The following is a 15,649-nucleotide window of genomic DNA, read 5'->3' as shown; positions in this document are numbered from 1 at the left end:
GTGCCCTCGCAGGAAGGGGCCCAGGCGAGTGATGTAACGATTCCCAGGCCGTGACGGCGGCATGGACACTACCGCCGTTCCGTGGGCACACGGACCCCACCCGAGCCGTCTCTCACGAGCGTCAGGGGAATCTGCGCGCGTCATGCGTCCCGCCGCCCGACATGGGCGTCGCTGCCCAGGCCCACTGACTGCCCAGCAGGAACCAGCAAGGCTCGGCCACAGGATCCCGGTACCGCGGGGTGGCGGTGCCGTTGCGAGCCGGCGGATAGGTTGGGGTGTCCGCCAGCCATCCCCTACGCTTCCCCTCACACCCGGCCGGTGAGGAGTGCAGGATGGTTGGGACAGGCGGCGAAGCGCTGGTGCGGTACCGGCTTCTCGGACCGGTGCGGGCCCATCGCCAACAGGCCGAGCTCGAGCTCGGGCCCGCCAAGCAGCGGGCCGTGCTCGCTGTCCTGCTGCTCAACGACAACCGCCTGCTGGCGCGCGAGGAGATCATCGACGCGGTCTGGGGGAGCCGCCCGCCGGCCGGAGCGTCCGGGCTGGTCGCGACCTACGTGGCGCGGCTGCGCAAAGTCCTCGAACCGGCTCGCGCCCGCCGTTCCCCTGCCAACGAACTGGTGTCGCGCGGGACTTCGTACGGAATGATGATTGCCCGCGAGCAGTTGGACCTGCGCGTGTTCGAGGAGCTGCTGGTCCGGGCGAGAGGCGCGCGGGAGCGGGGCGATCTGCGGGGCTGCTCCGCCGCGCTCGGCCGGGCGCTCGAACTGTGGCGCGGCACCCCGCTGGAAGGGCTGCCCGGCGCCTACGCCGAGGTCCACCGCCGCCGCCTGGGCGACCTGCGACTCGCCGCGCAGGAGGACCGCTGTGAAGTCGCCCTGGACCAGGGGCTCCACCAGGAGGTGGCGGCCGAGCTGTCCGCGCTCGCCGCCGCCCACCCGCACCGCGAACGCGTCCGCGAGCTGCTGATGCTGGCCCTTCACCGTTCCGGGCGCAGTGCCGAGGCGCTCGCGGTGTTCCAGGACACCTGGCGGACGCTGACCGAGCGGTCCGGCATCGAGCCGAGTCCGGCGCTTCGCCGGCTGCAGCGCGCGATCCTCGACGCGGATCCGGCGCTGGACCTGCGTCCGGTCGTCCAACCGATCCGGACTCGTGACGTGCCTGCCCAGCTCCCGCCGGACATAGTTGACTTCACCGGGAGAGCGGCAGAGGTGGCAGCCGTCCGCGAGGTCGTCGACACGCTGCCCGACGCCGTCGCTGCCGAGGAGCACCAGAGCGGGTCGGCTGTCCCGGTGGTGGTGATCACCGGCCCCGGCGGTGTCGGGAAGAGCACCCTTGCCGTTCACGTGGCTCATCGCCTGCGCGAGGGGTTCCCGGACGGCCAGCTCCATCTGCACATGGGCGGCCTGCGCGATCGTCCGCATCCGCCTGCCGAGATGCTGGAACGAGTACTGGCGGACCTCGGTGTTCCCGCCGAGCGGATCCCGGCCAACCTGGAACAGCGCACGGCTCTGTACCGCACGGTCACCTCCGGACGCCGGCTGCTCGTCGTGCTGGACGACGCGCGTGACGCAGCACAGGTCAAGCCGCTGTTGCCCGGTTCGCCGACCTGCACAGTGCTCGTCACCAGCCGCTCCCGGCTCGCAGACCTCCCGGTCGCCCGCACGCTGTCCCTGGCGACCTTGGACGACGCCGAATCGCTCCGGTTGCTGGAGAAGATCGTCGGAGCCGAGACGGTCGCGGCCGACCTCGATGCCGCCACCCGACTGGTCGAGATCTGTGCGGGATTGCCGCTGGCGCTGCGCGTGGTCGGAGCCCGGGCCGGCGGGCGTCCCGCCGGGGCGCTGCGGCGGCTCGCCGGTCGGCTGCTCCGCGAGGAGCACCGGCTGGGCGAGCTGCGGGCCGGCGGACTGGCCGTGACCGCGAGCTTCCAGGTGAGCTACGACAGCCTGTTGCACACTCCGGTCGGGGCCGAAGCGGCCCGCGCGTTCCGCCTGTTGAGCTGCCTGGCGGCGCCTGACCTCGGGCTCGGCACGGCAGCCGCCGCGCTCGACCTGACCGAGGAGCGGGCCGAGGACCTTCTGGAGCTGCTCTGCGACTTCCACCTCCTGCAGTACGGTGCGGCGCAGGATGCCCACCGCTACCGGTACCACGATCTGTTGAGGTTGTTCGCTCAAGAGGTCAGCGGCGCCACCGAGACCCCTGCGGACATTGCACAGTCACTTGCCCGAGTGGTGGATGCTCACCTGACCGCGGTGGTCGACGCGGACGAGTTGCTGCGCCCCGGCCATCAGAGGGAGGCCGGTTGCGAGGCGTCGGCCGCGGGCCCAGCGCTCCAGCGGTTCGTCGGACCGTCAGCTGCACTGCGCTGGCTGGAGTCAGAGCGGGCAGCGATCGTCTCAGTGGCCCTGCAGGCTGCCGGTCACGGTGCGGTCCGGCCCGATCAGTTGGCTGAACTCACCACCAGACTACGCGCGTTCCTGCAGCGGCGTGGCCACTGGACGGACTGGGAGCTGCTTGCCACCGCCACCGTTGAGGCGGCGGGCGACAGTGACTGCTGGGCCCGCGCTGCGGCGATCGGCCACCTGGAGCTCGGCACCCTGGCCTCAACTCGGCACCGTTTTGCCCAGGCCGTAGCCGAACTGCGGCTCAGTGTCGAGCTGTTCGGACGGACGGGGGATGAGCTGCGGCAGGGGCGGGCGCTGAACAACCTGGGTGTCGTCTACATCGAGACGGGCCGTCATCAGGAGGCCGCGGACTGCCTGGAGCGTGCGCTCGCCGTCCAGCGTGCCCGGGGCAGCGAGCTCGACGCGGCCATCACGCTCGACAACCTCGGCCTGCTCCACCTCAGACGGGGTGCCCGGGAGGAGGCATCAGCGCACTGCCTGGAGAGCATCGCCTTCCACCGCGCCGGTGCGTCGGCCGAACTGGCTTCGGCTCCCCTGAACATCCTCGGGCTGGTCCGCTGCGAGCAGGGCCGGCTCGACGAGGCGATCGCCCTCCAGTTCGAGAGCCGCGACCTGGCCCGGATGCAGGGCAATCTCTACCGCGAGGCGCTGGCCCTGCTGGACCTGGCGGAGGCGTACCGACGGCAGGGCGAACTCCGGCAGGCGGTCGACTGCGCCGAGCAGGGCTTGGAGATCCGCCGCCGGCTCGGGGACCCGTACGGCACGGGGCAGGCCTTCGCCCGGCTGGGTGCCGCGCTGGACACGTCAGGGCAGCGGGACCGCGCACGGGCCTGCTGGTCCGCGGCGGCCGAGGCCTTGGACGCGACAGCCCCCTCAGAGGCCGCGGCCATCCGGAAGCGTCTCGTCGCGCACTGACGGCGGTGCGTCACGAATGGACGACTGATGGATCGTCAGGCATTCAGACCGCGGTCTTTCGTTCTGCCGGAGGCGGCGCCCCTCTACGGGCGGCCGGACGAGCGCACCGCGACCTTCTCACCATCGGGGTCGGCTCTCATCTGCGGTGCCGGCGGTCCCCTGCGCGCTTCCCGCACGCCGGCCGCCTGATCGCCGGGTGGCCGGGGACGCAGCCGCCCGCGCGACGCGGGGTTCGGCGAATGGAGGGCGGATTGACCCGCTCAGCCACGCTCCTGGCACTGCTTGACAGCTGGATTGGTCTGTACCACCTTGTTCATGGCTCGCAGGGGCCCAGCTCCGGAGCAGGAAGAACGAAGCCCAACCCGGCACAACCCACAGCCTCAGATGCGCCCTGACCCGGGCGGCGCTCCCCCACCGCACCGCCCCTTCCACTGCCCGACCGCCCTCGGCGATCGATCCCCCACCGCCCTGCGGCGCTCCCCACCCAACGACGGGGCGCCGCCCGGCCCCCTTGGAGAGCATCCATGGAACACACACGCCACCGGCGGCGCCCTGGCGCCGCCCGGTCCCTGGTGGCCATTGCCGCCGCTGTCGGCCTCGGCTGCGCCGGCCTGGCCACCCTCGACTCCGGAGCGCAGGCCGCCGCCGCCAACCTGGTCACCAACGGCGGCTTCGAGCGCGGCGACCTGTCCAACTGGTCCTGCTCGCCGGGCACGGCCGCCGTGGTGACCAGCCCGGTCCACACGGGCTCCTACGCGCTGCAGGCCACGCCCACCGGCAACGACACGGCACAGTGCGCCCAGACCGTCAGCGTGCAGCCCAACTCGTCGTACACGCTCAGCGCCTGGGTGCAGGGGTCCTACGTCTACCTCGGTGCCAGCGGCACCGGCGGGACCGATCCCAGCACCTGGTCCAGCAACTCCGCCTGGAACCAGCTCAGCACGTCCTTCACCACCGGAGCGTCGACCACCAGCGTCACCATCTACACCCACGGCTGGTACGGGCAGGGCGCCTACGGCGCCGACGACATCGTGCTGACCGGTGCGGCCGGGCCCACCCCGAGTTCCAGCGCGAGTTCCTCGTCCAGCACCTCGCCGAGTTCCTCACCGTCGCCGACCCCCACCGGCGGCGGCGGGGGAGGCGGTCTGCCCAAGCACGTGCTGACCGGCTACTGGCAGGACTTCGACAACGGCGCCACCGACCAGAAGATCAGCGATGTCCCCAACGCGTACGACATCATCGCTGTCTCCTTCGCCGACGCCACTTCTACGCCCGGCGGCATCGGCTTCACGCTGGACAGCACCCTTGCGAGCAAGCTCGGCGGCTACACCGACGCCCAGTTCAAGGCCGACATAGCCGCCAAGCACCAGGCCGGCAAGAAGGTGATCCTCTCGATCGGCGGCCAGAACGGCACCATCACGGTCAACGACTCCGCCTCCGCCACCAACTTCGCCGACAGCGCCTACTCGTTGATCCAGCAGTACGGCTTCGACGGCGTCGACATCGACTTCGAGAACGGACTCAACGCGACCTACCTGGCGCAGGGTCTGCACACGCTGGCCGGCAAGGTGGGCAGCGGCTTCGTCCTCACCATGGCGCCGCAGACCATCGACATGCAGTCGACCGGCAACGAGTACTTCAAGCTGGCGCTGAACGTGAAGGACATCCTCACCATCGTCAACATGCAGTACTACAACTCGGGTTCTATGAACGGCTGCGACGGCAAGGTCTACTCGGAGGGCACCGAGGACTTCCTCACCGCCCTGGCCTGCATCCAGCTCAAGGGCGGCCTGAATCCCAGCCAGGTCGGTCTTGGCATCCCCGCCTCGACCAGCGCGGCCGGGAGCGGCTACGTCGACCCGAGCGTGGTCGACAATGCGCTGGACTGCCTGGCCTCCGGGACCAACTGCGGCTCCTTCAAGCCCGACAGCACCTGGCCCGGTATCGGCGGCGCCATGACCTGGTCGACCAACTGGGACGCCAAGAACGGCGGCGGGATCGCCAACACGGTCGGCAACCACGTCCACTCGCTGGCCTAGCAGCCTGCCCTCACCACGGGAGGAGATTCCCCATGCACGGTGCGAAACGCCTGGCCTGGACGGCATCGGCGGCAGCGGTACTGCTCAGCCTGTCGGCCACCCTGTTCGGCACCCCCCACGCTTCCGCCAGCTCGACCAACACCACCGGCGCCCCGGCCACCAGCGGCGGCACGAAGGTCGCCTACTTCGACCAGTGGTCGATCTACCAGAACGCCTTCTACCCCAAGAACGTCGACACCGAGGGCATCGCGGGCAAGCTCGACTACCTGATCTACGACTTCGAGAACATCGACCCGACCAACCTCACCTGCTTCGAGGCCAACTCGGCCGCCTCGCAGGACGAGAGCAACCCCAACGCGGGCGACGGCGCGGGCGATGCCTTCGCTGACTACCAGAAGTCCTTCGGCTCGGCCATCAGCGTCGACGGCACCGCCGACACCTCCACCCTGCCGGTCGTCGGCAACTTCCACCAGTTGCAGGAGCTCAAGAAGAAGTACCCGAACCTCAAGGTGCTGCTGTCGATCGGTGGCTGGACCTACTCCAAGTACTTCTCGGACGCCGCGGGCACCGACGCCTCGCGCGCAAGAAGCTGGTCTCCTCCTGCATCGACATGTTCATCAAGGGCGACCTGCCCTCCCAGGGCGGCTACGGCGGCCCGGGCACCGCGAAGGGCATCTTCGACGGCTTCGACATCGACTGGGAGTACCCGGGCGGCGGCGGTCACACCGGCAACCACGCCAGTGCCTCCGACAAGCAGAACTACACGGCACTGCTCGGGGAGTTCCGCTCCGAACTCGACGCCCAGGGTTCGAGTGACGGGAAGACCTACGCCCTCACCGCGGCGCTGCCGGCCGGTCAGGACAAGATCGCTAACGTCGAAACCGACAAGATCGGCCAGTACCTCACCTTCGGCGACCCCATGACCTATGACATGCACGGCGGTTGGGAGCCCAGCGGCCCGACCAACCATCAGTCCCCGCTGTACTCGGGGCCGAACGATCCGATGGCCCCGGTCAAACCGGGCACCGCCAAGTACTCGGTGGACGAGACGATCAAGGCGTTCACGGCCGGCGACTCGCAGTACGGCATCCCCGGCGGCTTCCCCGCGAAGAAGCTGAACATGGGCATACCGTTCTACTACCGCGGTTGGACCGGCGTGCCGGCCGGGAGCGACCACGGGCTGTTCCAGAACGCGACCGGCCCCGCCCCCGGCGCGGCCGACTCCGGCAACGTGGCAGGCATCCGGATGTACAAGGAGCTCTCCGGGGTCGTCGACAACTCCGCCGACACCTTCTGGGACGACACCGCGAAAGCGTCGTACTTCTACGACGGCAGCAACTTCTGGAGCGGCGAGAGCGCCCAGTCCATCCAGGCCAAGGCCGACTACCTGCACTGCAACGGCCTCGGCGGGACGATGATGTTCTCGCTCTACGACCTGGACCCGGCGACCACGCTCTTCAACGCGGCGGTCAACGACACCAACGGCTCGGCCGGGAGCTGCCCGGCGCCTTCTCCCTCACCGACGGGTTCCCAGTCCGGTTCCCCGTCCAGCTCCCCGTCGTCCTCGCCGTCGTCCTCGCCGTCCTCCTCGCCCACCCCGAGTCCCACCGCGACGGGATCCGGCACCGCCGTGGGCAACGGCGGCTTCGAATCCGGCTCCCTCTCTCCGTGGACCTGCTCTGCCGGTACCGGGTCCGTCCAGGGGACGACCGTGCACAGCGGCTCGTACGCGCTGTCCGCGACGCCGAGCGGCAGTGATACCGCGCAATGCCAACAGACCGTCACGGTCAGGCCCAACACGTCGTACAAGCTGTCCGGCTGGGTCAACGGCAGCTACGCCTACCTCGGCGTCAGCGGGACTGGTAGCACCGACGCCTCCACCTGGGCCTCCACCAACGGGGGCTGGCAGCAGCTCACCGTCCCGTTCACCACCGGCGCCGACACCACGAGCATCACCCTCTACGTCCACGGCTGGTACTCGCAGGGGACGTACTATGCAGACGACCTGAGCATCAGCTGACCCTCCCCGCTGCACACACTCCAACCCCGGCCCGGTCACCGCCCCCGTGCGGCGACCGGGCCGGGCGCGTCAGCACGGGTCGGCGTCAGGGGGGCGGAGCCCGCCGACGGGCAGGCGGACCAGCCAGGTCAGTAGCTGCTCTTGTGTGTCGGCCGCTGCTCGGGCGCGCAGCGCGGCCGACGGATTCCCACGCTTTTGCGCCCGTCGGCCGCGCACTGGCCGATCAGGCCGCGAGGTCCAGCCAGGGGCGGGTCTGACCGGGGGTCCGGTGACCATGGGTGACCAGCGGTCGGGCGGCCTGAGGCCAGCTGGTTCCGTCATGGTGCCGGGTTCAGGATCATCAGGCGTTCAGGGTTCGGGAACGGTTCGAAGCCGGCCTTCGCGTAGACGTGGTGCGCGTCGAGTGTGGTGAGCAGGACTCGTTTGAGTCTGTAAGGGGCAAGGTGGTCACGAACAGCGCCGGCCATCCAGGTGCCGAGGCCCTTGCCGCGGTGTGCCGGCGCCACGTAGACATCGCACAGCCAAGCGAACGTCGTCCAGTCCGTGACGACACGGGCGTAAGCGACCTGAGCGCCACCGGCTGTCTCGTAGACGGCGAAGTTCAGTGAAGCGCGCACGGATTGCTCGACCGTCTCCCGGCTACGGCCCAGCGCCCAGAACGCGTCGGTCGAGAGCCAGTGGTGGACCAGAACGACATCGAGGCGGTCCGGGTCCACTGAGAGTTCGTATCCGTCGTCCCTGTGAGTGATCACGGCATGTCAGCATAACGCCACCACTTGGGTTTTCAAAGCAAATACTTTGAAAGTCCAAGCCGTGCGCCTCCTTCAGGTCTTCAACCGGCCCGGACCTTCCGACTTCGGGACAGGCTCACGCACCGGTTTCCAGGATGCGCTTGAGGGTGGCCAGTTCGGTGTCGACGAGAGCGATCTGCTCGTCGAAGAAGGCGTCGGTGAAGGTGGGCGGCTGGAAGAAGGTGATCACGAATTCGGCGCCCGTGCCGTTGGCGACGACGCGGGCGGGGGCCTGCCAGGACGCCTGGTCCTCGACGTAGTCATGGTCGAGGATGCCGAGTTCGGCGTTGCCGCGGATACGGAGCCTGGCGGGGCCGCGCGGAGTGGTCATCAGCCACCAGTCGGGGTCGTCGGTGGGCTCCACGGCCTTGACGTTGACAACGGCCCAAGCGGGCCAGTTCGCGGGATCAGCAAGGAAGGCGAAGACCTCGGCGACGGGGCGCCGGATGCTCACGGCCTTGGTCATCGAACGGGCCGTGGCCGGAGTGGCGTTCATGACGGGGCCCTTCCGGAGGCAGGGGTTTCGGGGTGGGTGTCGCCGACCAGGCGGCGGATCCAGTCCTCCAGTTGGAGGCGCCGGGTCGGGTCGAGGTGGGCGAAGAAGTGGGCGTCGTTGCGGTCGGCGATCTCCGCCAGGCGCGGCGTGAGGTCGAGGCCGGCGTCGGTGAGGGTCAGGCGCAGGATGCGCCGGGAGTTGGGGTCGCTTTCGCGGGCCATCAGGCCCTTGGCCACCAGGCGGTCGACCAGGCGGGAGACCGCGCCGACGTCGATGTCGAGGTAGCGGGGGTGCCGTTAACGAACGTGTCACCAGCCCCAAACGCGGGTGATCTTTGACCGTTCGGCCGCCCTGACCTGGGCCTGTCCGGCATGATGCGGGGCCATGGGGCGGCAGCCGGTCGGTATGGACGAGTTGGTGGAGCACTGGACGGTGCTCGATGACGAGCTGGAGCTCGTGGCGGGGAAGCGGGGCGGAACGCGCCTGGGCTTCGCGCTGTTGCTGAAGTTCTACACCCGGCACGGCCGGTTCCCCAGAGGCCGGGTGGACTTCCCGGATGAGGTGGTGGGCTTCGTCGCCCGGCAGATGCGGGTGTCGGCCGCCGACTTCGACTCCTACCAGTGGTCTGGCAGCACGATCGAGTACCACCGGTCGCAGATCCGCGAGCACCTTGGCTTTCGGGCGTGCTCCGTGCAGGACGCCGAGAAGCTGACGGCCTGGCTGGCGTCGAACGTCGCGCACGCCGAGCGGAACGCGGATCGGGTACGCGAGGAGCTGCTGAAGCTGTGCCGGGAGGAGTTCATCGAGCCGCCGGCGCCGGAGCGGATCACACGGATGGTCCGCTCCGCGCTGCATACCGCCGAGGAGACCTGGTTCACGACGGTGGCGGCCCGGCTGCCGGCTGAGGCGCGGGAGAAGGTGCTCGCCCTGGTGGCTACCGCCCCGGACGCGACCGAGGGCACCGAGGGGGACGATCAGGACGGGGAGTCGGTCCTGGCTCTGGTGAAGGCGATGCCGGGCAACGTGAGCCTGGAGTCGATGCTGCAGGAGATCCGCAAGCTGAGGGCGATCCGGGCGATCGGCCTGCCGTCCGGGCTGTTCGTGGACGTGGCGCCGAAGGTTTTCGCGTCCTGGCGGCAGCGGGCGGTGGTCGAGTCCCCTTCCCACCTGCGGCGGCGCTCGCCGGAGTCCGCGCTGACGCTGCTGGCCGCGCTGCTGGTGGAGCGGGAGCGCGAGGTGACGGACTGCCTGGTGGACCTGTTGATCGCCACGGTGCACCGGATCGGCGCCCGCGCGGAGCAGAAGGTGACCAACGAGCTGATCAACGCCTTCAAGCGGGTGTCGGGCAAGGAGAACCTGCTGTTCCAGATCGCCGAGGCGTCGCTGGCGGAGCCGGGCGGCGAGGTCCGCGAGGTGGTCTTCCCGGCCGTGCGCGGGGGCGAGCAGACGCTCAAGGAGCTGGTGCACGAGTACCGGACGAAGGGGCCGGTGTACCGGCGCACGGTGCAGACGACGCTGAAGGCGTCCTACACCAACCACTACCGCAAGGGTCTGATCGAGCTGCTGGGCGTGCTGGAGTTCCGCTCGAACAACACCGCCTACCGGCCGGTGATCGACGCGCTCGACCTGGTGGCCCGGTACGCGAAGGCTGGGAACACCACCTACTACCCGCTCGGCGAGACAGCCCCCGAGCACCGGGGCACCAAGGGGCAGTGGGCCGAACTGGTCTACCGGGCCGACAAGCGGGGTCGGCGCCGGGTGGTACGGATGATCTACGAGGTCGCCACCTTCCAGGCCCTGCGCGAGCAACTGCGCTGCAAGAAGGTGTGGGTGGTCGGTGCCGGCCGGTGGCGCAACCCGGACGAGGACCTGCCCAGCGACTTCGAGGCCCGCCGTGTCGAGCACTACCGGGAGCTGCGCAAGCCGTTGGACGCGGGTGAGTTCATCGGCCAGCTGCGGCGGGAGATGACCGAGGCCCTGACCACGCTGGATGTGGCCCTGCCTGGCCTGGACTGGGTGGAGATCAAGGAACGGGCGTCGGGGTCGATCAAGTTCACCGCCCCGGAGGCCCAGGAGGAGCCGCGCAACCTGCGCCGGATCAAGGCCGAGGTCGGCCGCCGCTGGACCGCCGTCCCGCTGATCGACATGCTCAAGGAGGCGATCCTGCGGACCGGCTGCCTCAAGGCGGTCACCTCGGTGGCGGGCAGCGGGAACCTGCCGGAGGAGGTACTGGCCGAGCGGCTGATGCTGGCGATCCACGCCTATGGGACGAACACGGGAATCCGGTCGGTGGCCGGCGGCGCGCACGGCCACAGCGAGGAGGAGATCCGCTACACCCGGCGCCGTTACCTGACCTTGGAGGCGGCCCGGCAGATCGCCGTCGAGATCGCCAACGCCACCTTCGCCGCCCGAGACAGTGACCTGTGGGGCGCCGGGTCGACCGCGGTGGCCTCGGACTCCACGCACTTTCGCTCCTGGGACCAGAACCTGTTCACCGAGTGGCACTCGCGCTACGGCGGGCGCGGTGTGCTGGTGTACTGGCACGTCGAGCGTGGCTCGGTGGTGGTGCACTCCCAGACGCTGCGGGCCTCCGCGTCGGAGGTCGCGGCGATGGTCGAGGGCGCGATCCGGCACGGCACCACGATGAGCGTGGAGGGCAACTACGTCGACAGCCATGGCCAGTCCGAGATCGGGTTCGCGGTGACCAGGCTGCTGAACGTCGACTTGCTGCCGCGCATCAAGCAGATCAACCGGGTGAAGCTCTACCGGCCCGTCGCCAGCGAGCCGGGCGCCTACCCGAACCTCCAGGCCGCCCTCACCCGCCCGATCCGTTGGGACGTCATCGACGCCAACTACGACCAGGTCATCAAGTACGCCACCGCGATCCGCACCGGCACCGCCTCCACCGAGGCGATCCTCTCCCGCTTCACCCGGGCAGCCTCCCACCCCGCCTACCAGGCCATGCTGGAGATCGGACGCGCCCAGAAGACCATCTTCGTCGCCCGCTACCTGCGCGACCGCGCCCTGCAGCGCGAGATCGAGGAGGGCCTGAACGTGGTGGAGGCCTGGAACCGGGCGAACGCGGTGATCTACTACGGAAAGGGCGGCGAGATCTCGACCAACCGCCGCGAAGAGGTCGAGATGGCCGCGCTGTGCCTGCGGATCCTCCAGGCGTCCCTGGTGTACGTCAACACGTTGATGCTCCAGGACGTCCTGGCCGAGCCGGCCTGGGCCGAGTTGCTCGGCCCGGCTGACCGCCGGGGCCTCACCCCGCTGTTCTGGTCCCATGTGCGGCCCTACGGTGAGGTCCGCCTCGACCTCGCCACGCGGCTTGCTCTGGGCTCTGCCCCAGTGCCGGTACAGGCCGGGTGAACTGGGATGGCGGCCCGTCACTTACGGCTCCCGCGTACCGCGCGGATCACCTCGGCCACGGCCTTCAGCACCGTGGCGCGGTCGCGCGGGGCCGTGCCCTTGAGCGCGACCATCACGATCGTTACGGCAGCAGCGGCCGCAAGCAGCATGACGGCGACGGGCACCAGCGCGGCGGCCCAGGCGGCGATGTTCATGTTTGTCGGTCCTTCCCCAAGTGGCCTCGGCAGCCCGGACGGAGCGGCCACGAGAACGATCGCGGGACCTTCAAGGGCGCGGCCATGGATTCCGGACCGCCGGATTTCCGGCCACAAAACCCCAGGCCACGGCGCGGCCGGTGGAGGTCTGCCGGATCGCACCGGATCGCAAGCAGCGCCCGAGCAAGAAGAGAGAGGAAGCCAGCGTGACGGATGAGCTGACAGGACCTGAGGCTCTGGCGGAACAACTCAACCTGCTCCAGGCCAAGCTGCTCGAGAGGGGCAAGGACCAAAAGGCCGTGGTCGTCGAGGCCAACATCCGTCGGCACAAGGTCGAGCGCGGCCCCCTGAGCACGTCGAGGGTCAACGGCTGGTTCCCCCGGCAGAGAGGGAGTAGCTCGAAGAAGCTCAGCGTGCCGAATGACGTCGACGATCTGTGGGACGTGGTGGAGGTGATGCTGGACTGGACCGGGCAGCTCACAAGGCCGTCCGAGCGGTCGAGACTCCGCGCGCACTGGGCGAACCTCTGCCGGGAGGCTCAGCGCAAGACCGGCTTGGACGACGACGTGCTCGGTTATCTCGAAGCCGCCCGCAAGTTCGCAGAGCAGCAAGATCCATATCTCGGCCGCACGAGTCTACCCTCCTTGGCCCACGTCTATGTGGATCAGGGGATCCGCCCGATGCCGGCCTTGGATGAGCACGCCGGTCCCGGCGGCGACGATGCCGCCCCTACGGGAAACGGGCTTGCTGCTGCGGCGAAACCCGGCGCGGTGTTCCGGAAGTCCGATCCAGTGTGCGTGGTCATCTCCGGCCCGGGAAGCGGCAAGTCCACACTGCTGCGCGCCTGGCTGCGTGATGCGGCCCATCGGTGGCTCGACAACCCGAAGGCTGTGGGGAGGTCTTTGCCAGCAGTCCCGGTGTTGGTAAACGCGCGTCTCCTCGCCGGCGAGGAGACGCAGGTGGCCGATGCGCTCGCCGCCGCTACCGGAAAGCTCGCCCGGTACGGGCCGGGACTCACCCCGGCCCGCTTCCTTCAAAAGCCGTGCCCCGGGACGCACTGGCAGTTGCTCGTCGACGGCCTGGACGAGCTCCCCAACGCGGACGAGCGCCGCGCCGTGCTCGAGAAGCTGGCCAACGCCGCCGCTGCGGCAGACCCGCCGCTGTACCGGTGCGTCGTGGCAACCCGCCCCCTGAACGAGAACGAAGTCGATGTCCTCGGTGGCACGGCGCCCCGCTACGAGCTGCAGCCCTTCACCGTCGATGACCTGCATAACTACGCCGAGAAGCACTTCAGCACCCGGTGGCCGCAGGAAGCCGCCCGCCGTGCCCGTCAGTTCACCGACGCGCTCCGCGCCGCCTCCCTGATCGAGCTGGCCCGCACACCTTTGATGGCGCTCATGCTCTGCCAGCTCCACCTTGAGAGACCCGAACGCCCGCTCCCCAACGCTCGCACGGCGGTGTACGAGGAATTCACCGACCTCCTCTACGAGAACAACAAGCCGAAGAAGGTCGCGAAGAGCCATGAAGAAGCGCTCGCGCGCCTCGTGGAGCACGTCCAGAGTCCGCTGGCGGGCGAGGAGGCAGAAGCTGCCGCGAGGCAGGTCCACAAACAGCTGCCCAAGCTAATCGACTACCTGGCACACCAATGGCTCACAGGCACTCTGGCCCCCGCGGCCGAGGCGCTGTCAGCGCACGAGGCCGTCCGACGCCCCTCCAAGGTCCGCCAGGCGCTGTGGGAGGCCTTCTTGGATGACCTTCTCCTGCACACCGGTCTGCTCGTCCACCGCGCGAACGGCCTGGAGTTCCCTCATCGAACCTTCCTCGAATTCCACGCCGCCCGGCACGCCACCCGCGACGCACACGCCCGTGCCAAACTCCTCGACGAGCTCTTCCCGCCCGGACGAAAGCCCCGCACTCCAGCCACCGAACCGTCCTACCTAGGGTTCCTTCTCGACGGCCTTCTCGCCACCGACGACGGCATCGCCACCGAGACCGTCGACAGGATCGACGAGCTCACCCGCGAGGCGGGAGACCACGCCCTCCGCTTCCTGCTGGATCAAGTGGACTTGAGGACCAACCTCCTCCCTGCCCCCACCGCAAGACAACTCACGCGTTTCGCCCAGAACAAGACCCTCCACGGCAACTACCGCGTCTCGGCGGCCGAGCGTCTGGCCAAGATCGACGGGCAGCGGGACCGTGCTGCCCGACTCCTCGCCCGGCTCGCCGACGACACCACCCTCGGAGCCGCCCTCGACTTCCTCTTCGGTTCTTCTCGCGTAATGGCGGCCCTGTGCCTGGCCAACGTGGACGGGCACCGGAAGGAGGGTGTGAGCCGACTGATCGCCTTCACGAAGAACAACACACTCAGCAACATCGACCGTGTACAGGCAGCTGGTGCCCTGGCTCAAGTGGACGGGTGCCAGAAGGATGGTGCCGACCGGCTGATCGCCCTCGCCAACGACACCACCCTCGACAGTACCGACCGCGTGCGCGCAGCCGGTCTCCTGGCCGTGGTGGAGGGGTACCGGGAGGAGGGCGCCGACCGGCTGATCGCCTTCGCCAACGACACCACCCTCGATAGCCACTCGCTCGAGTTGGTGGCCACATGCCTTGCGAAGCTGGACGGGTTTGGGGATCGTGCTGCCCGGCTCTTTGGCCGGCTCGCCGACGACACCACCCTCGACGGCGTCGACCGTGTGCTCGCGGCCGAGAGCCTGGCCGTGGTGGAGGGGTACCGGGAGGAGGGCGCCGCCCGGCTGATCGCCTTCGCTAACGACACCACCCTCGACAGCTTCCACCGCCTATCAGCGACTGAGAGCCTGGCTAAGGTGGAGGGGTACCGGGAGGAAGGCGCCGCCCGGCTGATCGCCTTCGTTGACGACACCACCCTCGGCGGCGTCGACCGTGTACAGGCAGCCGAGAGCCTGGCCGGGGTGGACGGGTGCGCGGACCGCGCCACCCAACTTCTCGCCCGGCTCGCCCACGACAGCACTCTCGACAGCTCCGCCCGCGTATGGGCGGCCAAGGCCCTGGCCAAGGCAGACGGACACCAGGACCACGCCGGCCAGCTCTTCGCCCGGCTCTCCGGCGACATCAGCCTCGACAGTGGGGACCGCATATGGGCGGCCAAGGAGATGACCGAGTTGGACGAGTACCGGGAGGAGGGCGCCGACCGGCTGATCGCCTTCGCCGTCGACACCAGCCTCGACGGTGCGGACCGAGTATGGGCGGCCAAGGCCCTGGCCAAGGTAGACGGACACCAGGACCGCGCTGCCCAACTTCTCGCCCGGCTCGCCGATGACATCACCCTCGACAGCTCCGCCCGCATGCGTGCGGCCCAGATCCTGGCAGCCATCCGCGGTGACGGGGGTACGGAACCTGACGATGGTGGTGTCCGTTAGAGGAACCCTCAGCGAA

At 69.3% G+C, this 15,649-nt stretch carries 8 protein-coding genes and 1 pseudogene; 5 read left to right on the top strand and 4 right to left on the bottom strand.

The genetic code is table 11. From position 1 onward, the window contains the following. The first annotated feature begins 332 nt into the window (after positions 1 to 332). The 3 genes and pseudogenes from BOQ63_RS05200 (at position 333) to BOQ63_RS05190 (ending at position 7,379) form a co-directional block, all read left to right on the top strand. Positions 333 to 3,320: an AfsR/SARP family transcriptional regulator gene (locus tag BOQ63_RS05200; RefSeq protein WP_072653531.1), complete on the top strand. Its 2,988-nt coding sequence runs from the start codon at positions 333 to 335 to the stop codon at positions 3,318 to 3,320. A gap of 524 nt (positions 3,321 to 3,844) precedes the next feature. Then, positions 3,845 to 5,359, top strand: coding sequence for a chitinase (locus BOQ63_RS05195; protein ID WP_072653530.1), 1,515 nt, complete (start codon positions 3,845 to 3,847; stop codon positions 5,357 to 5,359). A gap of 32 nt (positions 5,360 to 5,391) precedes the next feature. Beyond that, a pseudogene (locus tag BOQ63_RS05190) lies at positions 5,392 to 7,379 on the top strand (glycosyl hydrolase family 18 protein). Positions 7,380 to 7,696: 317 nt separating this feature from the next. Here the strand turns inward: BOQ63_RS05190 and BOQ63_RS05185 are convergent. The 3 genes from BOQ63_RS05185 to BOQ63_RS05175 all read right to left on the bottom strand — a co-directional run bounded on the left by BOQ63_RS05185 (position 7,697) and on the right by BOQ63_RS05175 (position 8,941). Beyond that, a complete protein-coding gene (locus BOQ63_RS05185; protein WP_030557743.1) occupies positions 7,697 to 8,131 on the bottom strand; it encodes a GNAT family N-acetyltransferase in 435 nt (144 codons plus the stop codon). 115 nt (positions 8,132 to 8,246) lie between these two features. Continuing rightward, entirely contained in the window at positions 8,247 to 8,666 is a 420-nt protein-coding gene (locus tag BOQ63_RS05180; RefSeq protein ID WP_079183413.1) for an SRPBCC family protein, read from the bottom strand. Then, positions 8,663 to 8,941: a MarR family winged helix-turn-helix transcriptional regulator gene (locus BOQ63_RS05175; protein ID WP_079183412.1), complete on the bottom strand. Its 279-nt coding sequence runs from the start codon at positions 8,939 to 8,941 to the stop codon at positions 8,663 to 8,665. The genes BOQ63_RS05180 and BOQ63_RS05175 overlap by 4 nt, the downstream gene beginning before the upstream one ends. A gap of 109 nt (positions 8,942 to 9,050) precedes the next feature. On the opposite strand from BOQ63_RS05175, the gene BOQ63_RS05170 reads away from it, so the two are divergent. After that, positions 9,051 to 12,038, top strand: coding sequence for a Tn3 family transposase (locus tag BOQ63_RS05170; RefSeq protein ID WP_454130619.1), 2,988 nt, complete (start codon positions 9,051 to 9,053; stop codon positions 12,036 to 12,038). A 17-nt stretch (positions 12,039 to 12,055) separates the two neighbouring features. On the opposite strand, the gene BOQ63_RS05165 is transcribed toward BOQ63_RS05170, so the two are convergent. Next, positions 12,056 to 12,232 (bottom strand): hypothetical protein, encoded by a 177-nt coding sequence (locus BOQ63_RS05165; RefSeq protein WP_167395656.1) that lies wholly within the window; start codon positions 12,230 to 12,232, stop codon positions 12,056 to 12,058. A 206-nt stretch (positions 12,233 to 12,438) separates the two neighbouring features. On the opposite strand from BOQ63_RS05165, the gene BOQ63_RS05160 reads away from it, so the two are divergent. Then, complete coding sequence (locus BOQ63_RS05160; protein WP_454130618.1) at positions 12,439 to 15,633, top strand: NACHT domain-containing protein; 3,195 nt, start codon at positions 12,439 to 12,441, stop codon at positions 15,631 to 15,633. Positions 15,634 to 15,649: the final 16 nt, after the last annotated feature.

Origin of the sequence: Streptomyces viridifaciens (assembly GCF_001888885.2) — a bacterium.
GTDB classification, from domain to species: domain Bacteria; phylum Actinomycetota; class Actinomycetes; order Streptomycetales; family Streptomycetaceae; genus Kitasatospora; species Kitasatospora aureofaciens.
Note: the sequence above shows the minus strand (reverse complement) of the source record. Positions and strands in the feature narration are given on the sequence as shown.

Coding starts and splice junctions, on each gene's coding strand:
- BOQ63_RS05200 (WP_072653531.1), top strand. CDS start 333: ATGGTTGGGACAGGCGGCGAAGCGCTGGTGCGGTACCGGCTTCTCGGA.
- BOQ63_RS05195 (WP_072653530.1), top strand. CDS start 3,845: ATGGAACACACACGCCACCGGCGGCGCCCTGGCGCCGCCCGGTCCCTG.
- BOQ63_RS05180 (WP_079183413.1), bottom strand. CDS start 8,666: ATGAACGCCACTCCGGCCACGGCCCGTTCGATGACCAAGGCCGTGAGC.
- BOQ63_RS05170 (WP_454130619.1), top strand. CDS start 9,051: ATGGGGCGGCAGCCGGTCGGTATGGACGAGTTGGTGGAGCACTGGACG.
- BOQ63_RS05165 (WP_167395656.1), bottom strand. CDS start 12,232: ATGAACATCGCCGCCTGGGCCGCCGCGCTGGTGCCCGTCGCCGTCATG.